Source organism: Streptomyces sp. NPDC127098 (assembly GCF_042722465.1).
GTDB lineage: Bacteria > Actinomycetota > Actinomycetes > Streptomycetales > Streptomycetaceae > Streptomyces > Streptomyces millisiae.
Genome location: NZ_JBHXFJ010000106.1, coordinates 1 through 13,749, shown reverse-complemented (window position 1 = coordinate 13,749; position 13,749 = coordinate 1). Strand labels below are relative to the sequence as shown.

Annotated in this window: 10 protein-coding genes; 5 read left to right on the top strand and 5 right to left on the bottom strand. The window is 71.0% G+C overall.

Annotated features, from left to right (window positions below):
• Positions 1-164, bottom strand: a 164-nt coding sequence (locus ACFWI8_RS34885) for a LacI family DNA-binding transcriptional regulator (RefSeq protein WP_387099872.1), incomplete at its 3' end; no start/stop codon positions are given.
• A 316-nt stretch (positions 165-480) separates the two neighbouring features.
• Between ACFWI8_RS34885 and ACFWI8_RS34880 the strand changes: the two genes are divergently transcribed.
• Positions 481-2,136, top strand: coding sequence for a family 43 glycosylhydrolase (locus ACFWI8_RS34880; protein WP_387099866.1), 1,656 nt, complete (start codon positions 481-483; stop codon positions 2,134-2,136).
• A gap of 5 nt (positions 2,137-2,141) precedes the next feature.
• Here the strand turns inward: ACFWI8_RS34880 and ACFWI8_RS34875 are convergent, their stop codons facing one another.
• Together ACFWI8_RS34875 and ACFWI8_RS34870 are read right to left on the bottom strand one after the other, a co-directional pair.
• Positions 2,142-3,146 carry a MerR family transcriptional regulator gene (locus tag ACFWI8_RS34875; protein WP_387099863.1) on the bottom strand — a complete coding sequence of 335 codons (1,005 nt, stop codon included), beginning with the start codon at positions 3,144-3,146 and terminating at the stop codon, positions 2,142-2,144.
• Positions 3,133-3,828 (bottom strand): HEAT repeat domain-containing protein, encoded by a 696-nt coding sequence (locus tag ACFWI8_RS34870; RefSeq protein ID WP_387099860.1) that lies wholly within the window; start codon positions 3,826-3,828, stop codon positions 3,133-3,135. The genes ACFWI8_RS34875 and ACFWI8_RS34870 overlap by 14 nt, the downstream gene beginning before the upstream one ends.
• 319 nt (positions 3,829-4,147) lie before the next feature.
• On the opposite strand from ACFWI8_RS34870, the gene ACFWI8_RS34865 reads away from it, so the two are divergent.
• Complete coding sequence (locus tag ACFWI8_RS34865) at positions 4,148-5,236, top strand: family 43 glycosylhydrolase (protein ID WP_387099857.1); 1,089 nt, start codon at positions 4,148-4,150, stop codon at positions 5,234-5,236.
• Positions 5,237-5,327: 91 nt separating this feature from the next.
• Positions 5,328-6,665: a DUF6055 domain-containing protein gene (locus tag ACFWI8_RS34860; protein ID WP_387099855.1), complete on the top strand. Its 1,338-nt coding sequence runs from the start codon at positions 5,328-5,330 to the stop codon at positions 6,663-6,665.
• Positions 6,666-6,804: 139 nt separating this feature from the next.
• On the opposite strand, the gene ACFWI8_RS34855 is transcribed toward ACFWI8_RS34860, so the two are convergent.
• Positions 6,805-9,315: an SdrD B-like domain-containing protein gene (locus ACFWI8_RS34855; protein WP_387099852.1), complete on the bottom strand. Its 2,511-nt coding sequence runs from the start codon at positions 9,313-9,315 to the stop codon at positions 6,805-6,807.
• A 269-nt stretch (positions 9,316-9,584) separates the two neighbouring features.
• Here ACFWI8_RS34855 and ACFWI8_RS34850 point away from each other — a divergent pair, with 269 nt between their 5' ends.
• Positions 9,585-10,244, top strand: a complete 660-nt coding sequence (locus ACFWI8_RS34850; protein ID WP_387099869.1) for a hypothetical protein — start codon at positions 9,585-9,587, stop codon at positions 10,242-10,244.
• A gap of 7 nt (positions 10,245-10,251) precedes the next feature.
• Here the strand turns inward: ACFWI8_RS34850 and ACFWI8_RS34845 are convergent, their stop codons facing one another.
• Positions 10,252-11,595: a nitrous oxide reductase family maturation protein NosD gene (locus ACFWI8_RS34845; protein WP_387099849.1), complete on the bottom strand. Its 1,344-nt coding sequence runs from the start codon at positions 11,593-11,595 to the stop codon at positions 10,252-10,254.
• A 103-nt stretch (positions 11,596-11,698) separates the two neighbouring features.
• Here ACFWI8_RS34845 and ACFWI8_RS34840 point away from each other — a divergent pair, with 103 nt between their 5' ends.
• Entirely contained in the window at positions 11,699-12,865 is a 1,167-nt protein-coding gene (locus ACFWI8_RS34840; RefSeq protein ID WP_387099846.1) for a Dyp-type peroxidase, read from the top strand.
• Positions 12,866-13,749 lie beyond the last annotated feature (884 nt).

Below are 13,749 nucleotides of genomic sequence, written 5' to 3'. Positions count from 1 at the left end.
TACCCATGCCGCCGGATCAGCCCCTCCACCAACGCCCGCGTCCCCGGCGCCACATCAGCCCGCCCGTTGACCACCTTGGACACCGTGGCCACCGAAACCCCCGCCCGCGCCGCGAGCTGCGCGATCGTCAACGGCCCACCCGGAAGATCATCGACAGGCGACATGCCCGAAGTCTAACGACCCGTCAACCCGCCCCGGGCTTCCGCGTGCCGTCGCGGGCACCATCCCCGTCCAACGGCAAGTCGCCCGCGAGGGGTTGACGGCGCATGAGGGTGCTTCTACGGTCCTCTCACCGCCTTAACGATCGGCGTAGCCACCCAAAATCATTCGCTCAGGAGCTTCGGGACGAAGAGAGCACTCCCTCAGCACGAGCCGTGATGGGAGCGCTCCCGCAGCAACGAAGGCACCACCAGCCGGTCTGAGCGGCGAGCCGCACGTCGTGCCGCGCACCTGGCCTCCCCCACCGAGAAGGGTGATCTCATGTCCGCGTCCGACCAGCCACGCCTCCCCAGCCGCCGGGGGATACTGACCACCGCCACCGGCCTGGCGGCGGGGGCCGCGTTACCGCTCGTCAACGCGGGGTCGGCACACGCCGCGTTACCCCGTGCCGCGGCCCAGGAGCCCCCGGGCGCCGCGGCGTCGTTCACGAACCCCGTGTTCTGGCAGGACTTCGCCGACATCGACGTGATCCGGGTCGGGGACACGTACTACTACTCGGCCTCGACGATGCACTACTCGCCCGGCGCGCCGATCCTGCGCTCCTACGACCTGGTGAACTGGGAGTTCGCCGGCCACTCGGTGCCCCGCCTGGACTTCGGGGCCAAGTACGACCTCAACGGCGGCCGCGGCTATGTGCGCGGCATCTGGGCCTCGTCCCTGGCCTACCGGCCGAGCAACCGCACGTTCTACTGGCTGGGCCAGATCGACTTCGCCCGCACCTACCTCTACACCGCCACCTCGGTCGAGGGCCCCTGGAACCGGCACGCCGAACTGCCGCAGGTCTACTACGACGCCGGGCTGCTCGTCGACACCGACGACACCATGTACGTGGCCTACGGCAACACCCAGATCAGCGTCGCCCAACTCGCCCCGGACGGCCGCAGCCAGGTCCGCGCCCAGCAGGTGTTCTCCACCCCCTCCAGCATCGGCACCCTGGAGGGCGCCCGCTTCTACAAGATCAACGGCGCCTACTACATCTTCCTGACCCGCCCGGCCAACGGCCAGTACATCCTCAAATCCACCAGCGGCCCCTTCGGCCCCTACACCCTGCGCCAGGTCCTGCTGAACCTGCCCGGGCCCATCCCCGGCGGCGGCGTCCCCCACCAGGGCGGACTCGTCCAGACCCAGGCCGGCGACTGGTACTACCTCGCCTTCGTCGACGCCTACCCCGGCGGACGCGTCCCGGCCCTCGCGCCCGTCACCTGGACCTCCGACGGCTGGCCCCAGCTCCAACTCGTCAACGGCGCCTGGGGCGCCAGCTACCCCATGCCCAACCTCCCGACCCCGCCCCGCCAGGTCGAGCCGCTCACCGGCGTCGACACCTTCCAGGGCACCACCCTCAAACCCAAGTGGGAGTGGAACCACAACCCCGACACCAGCCGCTACACCGTCAACAACGGCCTGACCCTGCGCACCGCCACCGTCACCGGCGACCTCTACGCCGCCCGCAACACCCTCACCCACCGCGTCCAGGGCCCCACCTCCACCGCCACCATCACCCTCGACCACGCGGCGATGCGCGACGGCGACCGCGCCGGACTCGCCATGCTCCGCGACTCCTCCGCCTGGATCGGCCTCAGACGCGACAACGGCGCCACCCGCCTGGTGATGGTCGACGGCCTCACCATGGACGCCAACTGGAACACCACGGGCACCGGCACCGAACGCGCCTCCGCCACCGTCACCGGCACCCGCGTCTGGCTGCGCGCCGCCGCCGACATCCGCCCCGGAACCGGCCGCCAGGCCCGCTTCTCCTACAGCACCAACGGCACCACCTATACCGCCCTCGGCCCCGCCTTCACGCTCAACAACGCCTGGCAGTTCTTCATGGGCTACCGCTACGCCATCTTCAACCACGCCACCCAGGCCCTCGGCGGCGCCGTCACCGTCACCCGCTTCGAACTCACCACCCCCTGAACGCGCTACCGCGTGTCGCGCAGCCCGAGAACGTAGGTCGCGGTGAGCGCGACGGCACGGTCGTCGTCATGCGACAGCGCCACCAGGGCACGGGACGCCGTGGTGCCCGGGATGTCCGCGAGCGCCTGGGTCAGCCGGCGACGCGCCGGCTGACCCGTTCCGCCGTGAGTGAGGCGGTCGACGAGCCCGGCGGCGATCCGGTCCGCCGACGCGGGATCACTCGCCAGCGTGCTCAGCGCGTCGGCCGCGTCGGCGTCGTTCCGCTCCTCGACGACCATGTCGAGGAGCGTGGGGATCGCGTCGGCCACTCCCCGTCCCCCCAACGCCAGCGCCGCGTACCCGGTGACCACGATGTCGGGGCTGGTGAGGGCCTCCCGCAGCAGTGCGGTCGCCGCACCGCCCGGCAGCTCGGCGATGGACCGCACGGCACGCTCCCGCACCTCGGCCGCGGGTGAGCCGAGGCCCTCCGCCAGCAGTGCGAGACCGTCCTCGCCGGACTGCGCCAGGGCCCAGCGAAGGGCTCCGGCGACGTTCGGGTCCGACTCGCTGAGCACGGCCTCGACCAGGGCTTCCACCGGCACGGGAACCTCCTCGGCCGCGGACAGGGCCGCGCGCTGCCGCGTGCCCGCGCTCCCCGATCCGAGCCCCTGGAGGAGCGCGACGATCTGGAGGACGTCCTCCCAGCCGGCGGGCTCCGCGGCGCCGATCCAACGGAGGCGCGTGAGCAGCTCCGTCTCCGCCGCGATGCGGTCCCGCGTCCGGCGGACGAGGTCGTCGACGAGCTCGGCGGGCGCGAAGCCGGGGTCGTCGAGGGCGCGCCCGACGTCGCGCAGCGAAAGACCCAGCGCCCGCAGGCTCTCGACGTGGAAGATCCGGCGGATGTCCTTGTCGGAGTACTCCCGGTAGCCGGAGTCGGTGCGGCCCGTCGGCCGCACCAGGCCGAGCGCCTCGTAGTGCCTGAGCATGCGGGCGCTGACCCCGGACCGTCGCGCGACCTCACCGATCAACACCGTCTACCGCTCCTCCTGGGCCCTGTCCGTCTCCGCCGAGGGCCACGACGCGCTTCGCCTCCTCGACCGCGAACTCGAACCCGGCGTCCGGGTCGCGCCACAGCCGCTCGGTGGCGATCGCGTGCTCGCGCACCCGGGGGTCGGGATCCGTCGTCGCGGCGCCCAACGCCGGCCACATCGCCTCCCCGAGCGCGATCAGCGCCCGGCTGAGGCTCAACCACGTGCCGCGTCCGCCGCGCCCGAGCTGTGTCGCCAACCTTACGGCCAGCTCGTGCTCCTGCCCTTCGGGCACGAGCACGACCGCCGCCCGCCAGGCGCTCCTGGCCACCTCGTCGTCGGTGTCGGCCAGCAACGCGGGGGTGACCGCCGGCCATGCCCGCCGATCCCCGATCTTGGACAGCGTGTGCAACGCCTGGCTCCGGGCCTGGGCGCGCTCCGAGCGGACCTCGTCGATCAGCAACGGGACCGTCGTCGACGCCTCGTGACGGGTGAGTGCCCAGGTCAGCATCTCGCGCACGGGGAACTCCGGTTCGACCGCGCATCGCTCGACGAGCCTGCCGACGAACCCCGGGTCCGGGTCCGTACCGGCCGCCAGCGCCGCCCGCAGCCGGACCGACGGGCTGCCGTGCTCCAGCCCCCGGAGAACCCGCACCGCGCTCGTGTCCGCCTTCGTCCTGGTCATCGGGACCACCTCCTCGACGGCAGTCAAGACCTTCTCAACGTGTCAAGGTCAAGCGGCGCCCGCAGGGGGTCACGCGCGCGGGTCGGGGTGGTCCGGTTTTCCGGGTTGACGCGGCCGGTATCGGCAGTAGCTTTCTCGTCGCCACATCCCGTACGTCGTTCGGTATGTCAAACAGCGGCCCGAGGTGGCTCCCCCCATGAACGAACGACCAGGCAGACGACAGGCGCCGCGGCGGCGACCGCGCCCGGCGCAGCGGTGTCGTCTCACCGGACGCGCCCCCTCGGCCCGCTCCCCCCACGAGCAGGAAGGACGCACCGCGATGACGCGTCGCCGACCGTTCAGCCGACTGGTCCCAGGGGCGGCGGCCCTGGTCCTCACCGCCGTCGGACTCACCACCACGGCGGGCCCGGCCTCGGCCCAGCCCCCCGGGTACACCGCGGTCACCACCAGCGATGCACCACCAGCACCGCCGGCGACCACGCCGGGCGCCTCGGACGGCATCGGGCCGATGGCCAACCCCATCGTCACCGACATCTACACCGCCGACCCCGCCACGCTCGTCGTCGACGGCACCGCGTACATCTTCACCGGACGCGACGAAGCGGCGCCCGGCCAGCAGCAGTTCGTCATGCGCGAATGGCGCGCCTTCTCCTCGCGTTCCCCCTCGAACGACCCGGCCGCCTGGCAGCACCACGGAGCGGTCCTCTCGCTCGACACCTTCGCGTGGGCCGGCGCGAACGCCTGGGCCTCCGAGGTGGTGGAAGGTCCCGACGGCCGGTTCTACTGGTTCGCCTCGGTCGACGGCCGCACCGACAACGGGTGGATGAACATCGGAGTCGCGGTCGCCGACCACCCGCTCGGCCCCTACCGGGACGCCATCGGCCGCCCGCTGATCTCGGACGCCACCCCCAACTCCTCGTCGCTGAACATCGATCCGACGGTGTTCATCGACGACGACGGCGAGATCTACCTGTACTGGGGCTCGTACTGGGCCCCGAGAGCCGTGCGCCTGCAGGACAACATGACCGCCCTGGACGGCGGGGTCTTCACACCGGCGGGCCTGACGGGCTTCTGGGAGGCGCCCTGGCTGTTCGAGCGCAACGGCGTCTACTACCTGGCCTACGCCTCCAACTCCGGCGCCGACTGCGTCACCGACTCGGCCTACGCCTGCGTCAGATACGCGACCGCCACCAGCCCGGCCGGCCCCTGGACGCACCGGGGAGTCGTGCTGGGACAGGTGAGTTCGACGACGAACCACCCGGCCATCATGGACTTCGGCAACCGGTGGTACATGGTCTACCACACCGCCGACGCGCCAGGCGGCGGCAACTTCCGCCGCTCCGTCGCCATCGACGAGCTGTTCTTCAACCCCGACGGCACCATGCGCAGGGTCGTCCAGACCCCCTGAACCGACGGCAGCCCCGTCCCTCCGGGCTGCTCCCCCACTCGCAACGGGAAAGGGATCGATCCTCATGGTACGAAAACCGAGCAGGCCCCGCGTGAAGTCCCCCTGGCGGCGCGCCCTCACGCTCGCCGCCGCGTTCGCCACCGCCCTCGTGCTCGCGGGCCCGGCGGGCTCGGCCGGCGCGACGCCGGGCAGCGAGGTCCAGGTGGCGAAGCAGACCCGGGTCCCGCGGTTCATGACCGACGCCGGGGCCCACACCGGGAACGTCGCCGAGTCCGAGCACTTCGCGGTCCGCTGGGGCGACGCGGTCGACGCCGTCGCGTGGGGACGGCAGAACCGCGGCATCGACAACTACCCGCAGTGGGTCGCGGACCACATGGACGACCTCTACGACTTCTACGTCAACGAGGTCGGGTTCGTCGACCCCGCTGACCACCAGGTCGGGTCCCGGTACCGGATCAACCTCTACCTGTGCGGGACCTGGTCGGGTGGCTTCCTGCCCCAGGCCAACTGGGCCGGCCGCGACGACATCGGTCTCGGGCACATGTGCCTGCCCTACGACAAGATCTGGGACGACTGGGTCGAGTCGCACGAGTTCAACCACGTTCTCCAGAACTACGCGGTCGACCTCAACATCGCGCGCGGCAACGGCGGCGGCTGGGGCGCCGGCAACCCGGTGGCCGGGCCGGTCTGGGAGGCCCACGCCAACTACATGGCCCGCATGCGGCGCCCCGACGTGGTCGTCGGATCCGGCTACTACGTCGACCGCCAGCACCGCCGGTGGCTCTCCCAGGAGACCTACTACGGCGACTGGATGCTGTTCAACACCATCCGGGACATCTACGGGCCCGAGGTGATCGACCGGTTCTGGTACGAGGCCCGGCAGGGCGAGCACCCGATCAACACCGTCAAGCGGATCCTCGGCCTCGACCACCAGGGGTTCGCCCGGCTGATCGCCGAGTACACGTCCCGGCAGGTCGTCTACGACTTCACCGACGGCGCCCGGATCCGCGGCGACCTCTGGCGCGGCGGCGGCAGCTACCGTCCCCTGCACACCGACCCGACGCAGAACCTCGGCAGCGGCCGGTACCGGATCGCCGACAGCGACGCCCCACACCAGTACGGGCACAACGTCATCCGGCTCAACCCGAGCGGGGGCCAGGTCTCCGTCCAACTGCAGGGCCGGTCGAGCCTCGCCGGCGCCGACTGGCGCTTCCGGCTGGCGGCGGTCTCCGCCAACTTCTCCGTCCGGTACAGCGACACCTTCGCGCCAGGACAGACGGCGAACTTCAGCCTCCAGAGCGGCGAGACCCACCTGATGCTCGTGGTCGCGGCCACCCCCTCGCAGCACCGCGACTACCCGATGTGGGAGGTCGGGGTCGGCGACCCCTTCCCCTACGAGCTCACGCTCCAGGGCGCCACCCCGGCATAGGGCACGAAGCGGCACCGTGTCGGCGCTGCGGCGTTCGCTGGTGCGCCGGGGCTACGACGCTCGCGCCGGTCAAGCCGACGGGCCGGTGCGCCGCACCGGCCCGTCGGGTGTTTCAGGGTGTTTCGGGATGTTTCCGGTGTCAGCGGAGTCGTACGCGCCGCTGACGGGTGATGAGGACCGCTGCCGTGCCCGCGCCGAGCAGCACGGCGGTGAGGGCGATGACACCTCCGAGGCCGGAGGTACCGGTTTCGGCCAGGCCGCCGCCCGGTGTCCTTCCGTCCGGTGCCGGGTCGTTGGGCGCCGGGTCCGTCGGCTCGGCCGGGGGCGGTGTCGGCTCCGGCGTCGGTTCAGGTGTCGGTTCCGGGGTCGGTTCCGGGGATTCCGGCTCCGGGATGTGGACGCCGGCGTCGATCGTGTGGTCGACCCCTCCCGGCGTGTCCGGCGCGGTGACCGGGGCGTAGCCGTTGCAGAGCCGGCCCGAGGTCGGCGGGGTCACGTTGGAGTCATGGACCCGGTCGTCGCCGGCGCGCGGCAGTGTGAACCGCAGGTCGGTGGCGGCCGGCTGGCCCGGTACCTCGCTGGTGTCCGCCGTGCAGACGTCGAACTGCACGGTGTACTCGGCGCCCGGTGTCAGCTGGTACTCCGCGCCGACCCCGCCGAAGTAGTACTCGCCGGCGGCATCGGTCGTGGTCGTGGCGACCTGCTCGCCGTCGGCGTCCAGGAGGTTGATCGTCGCCCCCGGCAGCAGTACGTGCCCCGGGTCCTGGAGGCCGTTGCGGTCGCCGTCGTACCAGACCACGTTGCCGATCTGGATCGGTGCGTTCGCCGCGGCGTACGCGATGTCGCCGAGGCCGCCGGCCTTGCCGAACCCGTTCTGGTTCGGGCCGACGAACTCGTACGCGTTGTTGGCCGGGTCGTTGCCGGGGCCGAGGCCGGTGGCGACGTCGTAGTAGCCGGTTCCGCTGGTGATGACCCGGCCGCTCGGGTCCATCTGGGTGCTGACGACCCACTGCTGCTGCGGGATGTAGGCGACGGAGCCCAGGGCGGACTCCTGGTGCGGCCCTGGCTGGGTCGCGGAGCCGCCGTTCGGGAAGAAGTCACCCGGGAAGTACTCGACGACGCTGCCGGGCTGGACCCCGTCGAGGGTCGGGTCCGTGGCGTGGTCGGGGCAGATTCCGGTGCCCTCCCAGTCGTACCCGCCGTCGGGTCGGGCGCAGGCCATGTTGATGTCGCCGCCGGACATCCCGTTCTGCGGGGTGTCGACGCCCGGCCTCGGGTCGAGACCGCCCCAGCTCACGACGTCCATGAACCGGTCACGGAAGCCGAGGATCAGCGAGCCGTCGCGGGCGAAGGCCATACTGGCCAGCGCCGGCTGCGGGTTCATCATCGCGCCGCCCACCTGGTTGGAGTCCCAGTCCGCCAGGTCGGTGTTCCACGGGTTCCAGTGGTTGACCTGGTCCCGTCCTGAGTTGCTGGTGAGCACCTGGCCGCGCTCGAAGTCCAGCGGCTGGGACAGCACGGTGGTGAACTCCTCGCCGTCGTAGGTGGCGACGACGGCCCTCAGGTCCGCGCGGTCCTGTGTGCTCTCGGCGCTGCACACACCCCCGACGTACAGGCTGCCGTCGTGGTCGGCCACGCTGAACGGACGCCAGTCCCCGGCCGACGCGCAGCCCGGGTCCGGGATCGGCACGGTCGCCTCGGGCGCCGAGGCCGTGGCCCCGGTCGCGTCGAAGCTGACCAGGCTACGGGTGAGCAGGTTCACCGCGTACAGGGTCGAGCCGTCCTCCGACAGGGCCAGGCCGCCGATGCTCTCCTTGCCCGGCGCGTCGGTGAACCCGGCGTCCTTGATCAGGTTGTCGGTGTCGTGCGGTGTCTCCGAGGCGCCCGGCACCGTCGCGAACAGCGTCGGCGCGCCGCCGTCGGCCGGCTGGGCGTAGATCGCGTCACCGCCCTCAGGACCGTACTCGGTGTACCGCCGGGCGAACGCCGCCTGGAACAGCCGGTCGCGGTACCGGTCGTAGGCCAACCCGTAGGTCGTGCCCACCTGGTCCTGGGTGTTGAGGACCTCCGGGCACGCCTGCTGGTCGGGACAGACGCCCCGGGCGCCCGTCCCGAACGCCACCAGCGCCCGGGTGTCCGTCCCGCCCGCGCCACTCTGGATCGGCACGAAGTAACGGGTGTCGGGCAACGCGTAGTCGGCCGGGTTCCAGACCCCGGTGGTCACCGAGTCGTCCTGGCCGTCCGAGACGTCCACGAACGAGGTGAAGCTGTCGAAGTGGTTCGGCGCGGTCGAGGCGGGCGCCGCCCGCAGATAGCCGTCGTAGGGTTCCGGGACGGTGACGTCGACCCGGTACCGGCCGCCGGTCAGCTCGCTCGACGGCGGCACGACGACCCTTCCCGTGACGTCCGTGACCCCGGTGACCCGGTTGCCCTCCGGGTCGGTGACGTCGACCTGGATCCCCCGCTGGGGCACGTCCATGGTCGCGTTGATCACGCCGGTGCCGAAGAAGTCCCGCAGCACCTCGACGGTCAGGGTGCCGTCGGAGGTCGCGGCTCCGGCCTGACCGGCACCGGTCAGGATCACGCCCGCGCCGCCCCCTACCAGGAGCACGCCGGACAACCCCATCCGCAGCAGTACACCTAATCGCATTGCGCTCCCTTCGTCCTGAGCTCACGCAAACCCAGCGACTTCCCGCGCAGAGACTACAGTTGGCGACCCGTAGTGTTTGGCCAATCACGGAGTTCGAGGGTGCCTCGGTGAGAACTGTTATCTCCCGCCGCGTGCGGAGCGCTGGCATCAAGCGCCGCCGGTGGCCACGGTTACGTTGGGCAGCGGCAGCCGTCGTCTGCCTCGCGGCCGCCGCGACCAGCGCCTTCTTCTTCCTCGGCGACGGCCAAGGACCGGCCGCCCCGCGGGCGTTGACCTCGGACGAGGTGAACCGGCTGGCGGTCACGCGATTCCTCAACTACCAGGCCGAGGGCCGGGCGGTGACGATCGACGTGCCGAACGTCGGCGGCGGGCTGGTCATCACCGCGTCAGTCGACTACCGCACCCACACCGGTTACGGGGTGGTGCGAGGGACCGGGCGCGACACGTCAAGCGACGGACTGATCCGGTGGACGGCCACCACCGTCCTCGTCCACCCCATGACCGACCCGCCGGAGGTCGTCCCGGCGACGCCGCCCGAGTCCGGCTGGTACAGCCGTCCGCTGCAGGCATCCGGCATGACCCTGGACAGTGCGCTGGCCATCGTGCTCGACCTCGGCAGTGACCGGCCGGACAACGCCGCGCTGCTGCCGCAGAACGGCGCCACCTGGGTCGGGCGGGAGGAGGTACGCGGCCATCGGACGGACATCATGACCGGGCCGCGTGCCGAGGCCGAGTCCGGTGCCGAGGCCCCTGGCGGCGACCCCGGCACCGGCACGTCGGGGACCGTGCGTTACTGGATCGGCTCGGACGGCACCATGTACCGGGTCGAGGTCGATATCGCCTCCGCGCCCGAGCCGGTGGTCCTCGACTTCGACACCCAGACCTACGTCCCCGTCGAGCCGCTGCCCGGAGCCACCCCGACTCCGTAGCCGCCGCTCAACCGATCCGTACCAGCGCGCCGTCGGCGAGCAGTGAGGGCGACGGCAGCGCGATGTCCTCGATGACCGGCAGCTCAGGAACGTCCGGCACGACGGTGGCGCCGGTCGTGCCGGCCCCCGGGAGCTCCGGCTGCGGGCCTGGCGCGGCCACCTCGGTGAAGGGGATGCCCGCGGGCGCCGTCGGGCCGCGCCAACTGCCGGAGGGCGTGGGGGAGGTGGCGGGCACGGGGCAGGACGCGGTGGACGCGAGCCCCTCGGGCACGGTCGTCCCAAGCTCGTTCCCCTCCAGGCAGTTGCCCTGCCCCTGGGTGGCGGTGGGGAACGTCCAGCCGATGTCGACGCCGTTGGCGGTGAAGGTGTTCTCCGTGATCTGGTTGCGGTCCGCCGTCAGGTCGGCGGTCGCGGTGATCACGAGCCCGGCGTTGGTGTTGCCGCTGACCAGGTTGCGGACGAACCGGTTGTCGCTGCCGCCGTCGACGCCGATGCCGATGCCCCAGCCGCCGTCGGCCTGTTCGGGGGTCTCCGGCTGCTGGTTGTCCGCGACCAGGTTGCCCGCGATGACGGCGTCGCGCTGCGGGAGCAGCTTCTCCTGGTGGTCGGAGTTGGTGGTCAGTCCGACCCGGTTGCCGACCAGGCGGTTGCCGACCACGTACATGTCCTCGCTGGCGTTGGTGCCCTCGTAACCGACCGCGTTGAGTTCGGAGACGTTGTCCCGCACCACGATCCGGCAGGGCCTGCACTGGCCGACGTAGATCCCCGAGTCCGCCCCGCCCGAGGTGTAGGAGTGCTCGATGGCGCCGTTCTGCGCGGAGAACGCGTAGATGCCGTAGAGGCCGTTACGGGTCGCCGTCACATGCGAGACCAGGAACGACTCCAGGAGGGTGACGGGTTCGTCGCCGGTGTCGTAGCCACCGTCCCCCGGCAGTGCGTCGACCGCCGCGGCCGAACCGGTGACCAGCACCCCGGTGTGCGTGTTGTTCCGCACGGTCAGGTTCTCCACGGCCACCCCGGGCGCCGTGACGACCACGCCGTTCGGCTGCCGCACCTGGCCGTCGATGACCACCTCCGCCCGGGACTCGCCCCGCAGCGTGACGCGCTCCGTGTCGATCAGCACCGACTCGTGGTACACGCCCGGCGCCACCAGTACCAGGTCACCTGGCCGGGCCAGGGCCACCGCGTCCGAGATGGTCGGAGCGTCGGCGGGTACCCGGATCGTCACCTCCGCGCCGTCCGGCCGCCGCCCCTCGCCAGAGCCGTCGTCGCCACCGCCCCCGCCGCAGCCGGTCACCAGCGTCAGTGCGCCCAGGGCAGCCGTCATGACGCGAAGAGCTAATCGAGACATGATCCCAGTCTGGCACGGCGTCACCCCTCCGGAACGCCGAACTCCGGGTCACGGTTCGACGGTTGGGCGGCAGCCTCAGGCCGGGTGTGGCATGGTACGCATCATGCCCAGCGCCGACCGTCCCCCGTCACGCCGCGCGTTCCTCGATGCGGCGGGTGTCACGGTGGCCGCCGGTCTCCTCGCCGGGTGCTCGGGGGACTCCGCCCGGTCCGACCGGCCCGTCGACCCCACCCCTTCCGCGCCGCCCACGCCCACGCCGGTCGCGGTGACGGGCCGGCATCAGGCGGGCGTGACGCTTCCCCGGTCGGCCCAGCCCCACCTGCTGGCCCTGGTGGCCGACCTCGGCGAGACGGTGCCGCCCGGCCCGATCCTGGCCGAGCTCGGCGAGACCATCCAGACCCTCGCCGCCGGCTCTGACCCCCGCCTGCTTGGCCTGTCCCCGGGCGATGTGACCGTGACCGTCGGCGTGGGCCCACGGCTGGTGCAGGCGGTCGGTGCCACCCTGCCCGGCGCCACCGACCTCCCCGGGTTCTCCCGCGAGCGTGTCGACTCGCGGGAACGCGGCGGCGATCTGCTGATCCAGATCTGCGCCGGCGACGCCCTGCTCCCGCCGCTCGTCGCCGCCGCGCTCCTGGACCAGGCCGGCGACCGTGTCCAGGAGCGCTGGCGGCAGTTCGGACGCCGCGGTGTGGAGGTGCCGGTGGCCGAGGACCGCACCGCGCCGCGGAACCTGCTCGGCTTCATCGACGGCATCGTGGGCCCGCACACCGACGCCGAACAGGAACGCGACCTGTGGCTGGCCGGCCCCCCGGCGGTCGCCGGCGGCACCCTGGCCGTACTGCGGCGCATGGAGATCGACCTGACACGGTTCGCCGCCCTGTCCGTCGCCGAGCAGGAGGCGGTCTTCGGGCGACGCCGGGCCAGCGGCGAACCCCTCTCCGGCGGCGGCGTCGACTCGGCCCCCGGACTCAACGCCAAGACGCCCGAAGGTCGTTATCTCGTCCCGGTGGACGCCCACGTCCGCAGGGCCAACCCCACCGTGGTCGGCGTCGGCCACATGCTCCGCCGCTCCTACAGCATCGACACCCCCGCCCCCGGCCTGCTCTTCGTCAGCTTCCAGAACGACCTGCGGACCTTCACGGCCACCCTCTCCCGCATGGACACCTCCGACGCGCTGCTGCCCTTCACCACCACGACCGCCAGCGCGACCTTCCTGATCCTCCCCGGCTACGACCCACAACGCCCGCTCGGTTCCACCCTGTTCGGCTGATCCACGACCACCACGTGTGACAGGAGGACCGGGGCCACGGCTACGTCGAAGCAGTCTGATGGCACTCATATCCCGGAGACCGAAAACGACCGGCTTCGATTGCCGAACAACTTAGAGAATGCTCTGACTAATCTCCGGACTCTGGACCCCAGGATCGCCGAAGGCTTGCCTCCACCGCTCCAGCCGCGATCCGCAATTCTCTCCACTCAGATGCCGCTGCGAGAGCAACCTCATTCCAGATAAAATCTGGACCCGCGTTTACGGAGTCTACTCTTTCGCCGACTTCCAGCAGCAGAAGGAGATCCTCTTGTTTGAGTGAACCATCAGCCACTCTTGCGCGAGCCACATGCAGCAAATCATCGAACTGGAGCAAGAGCTCGTCCGTCCCTACGCCCGACTCCTGCAAGTACGTAGCTTGACGATCCGATGTAGCGCTGAGCAGCCTCAACACGGCCATAGTCCACTGCTGGAAGTCCGCTAGCTTTCGATCCCCGGTCACCGGATGATCCCTCCCAAGTCCCCTTCTCGACCTACAACCCTCCAATAGGCGCCAGGGCCGTGATGACCGCCACCAGCGTTGCTCCCCCTTCCCAGCCCTTCTTCCATCCAGCCTTCTTGTTCTGTGAAGAACGGACGGACTTGATCCGGCGTGACGCCCCCACTGAGGGCAGATGGCGTATCGAATATGTCATCTGCAGAACGGATTCCAGAAAGCCTTCCCGCCTCCTCGCTGAGCTGCCTCCGCAAGCGTTCACCACTGGCGGCACTCGTGGGGACTGTAAAACGAACGGCTCTGTTCCGTAGTCGGTGGTGACGGTGGGTGGTTGGTGTCGTTGACGTCATGTGCGAGATGTGAACTCCCTTGTGGCAACGGTGTTCTCAGG

What these genes read in the sequence shown, in the direction of transcription:
- ACFWI8_RS34840 (WP_387099846.1), top strand. Translation starts at nt 11,699, where the DNA reads ATGCCCAGCGCCGACCGTCCCCCGTCACGCCGCGCGTTCCTCGATGCG.
- ACFWI8_RS34880 (WP_387099866.1), top strand. Translation starts at nt 481, where the DNA reads ATGTCCGCGTCCGACCAGCCACGCCTCCCCAGCCGCCGGGGGATACTG.
- ACFWI8_RS34865 (WP_387099857.1), top strand. Translation starts at nt 4,148, where the DNA reads ATGACGCGTCGCCGACCGTTCAGCCGACTGGTCCCAGGGGCGGCGGCC.
- ACFWI8_RS34845 (WP_387099849.1), bottom strand. Translation starts at nt 11,595, where the DNA reads ATGTCTCGATTAGCTCTTCGCGTCATGACGGCTGCCCTGGGCGCACTG.
- ACFWI8_RS34870 (WP_387099860.1), bottom strand. Translation starts at nt 3,828, where the DNA reads ATGACCAGGACGAAGGCGGACACGAGCGCGGTGCGGGTTCTCCGGGGG.
- ACFWI8_RS34855 (WP_387099852.1), bottom strand. Translation starts at nt 9,315, where the DNA reads ATGCGATTAGGTGTACTGCTGCGGATGGGGTTGTCCGGCGTGCTCCTG.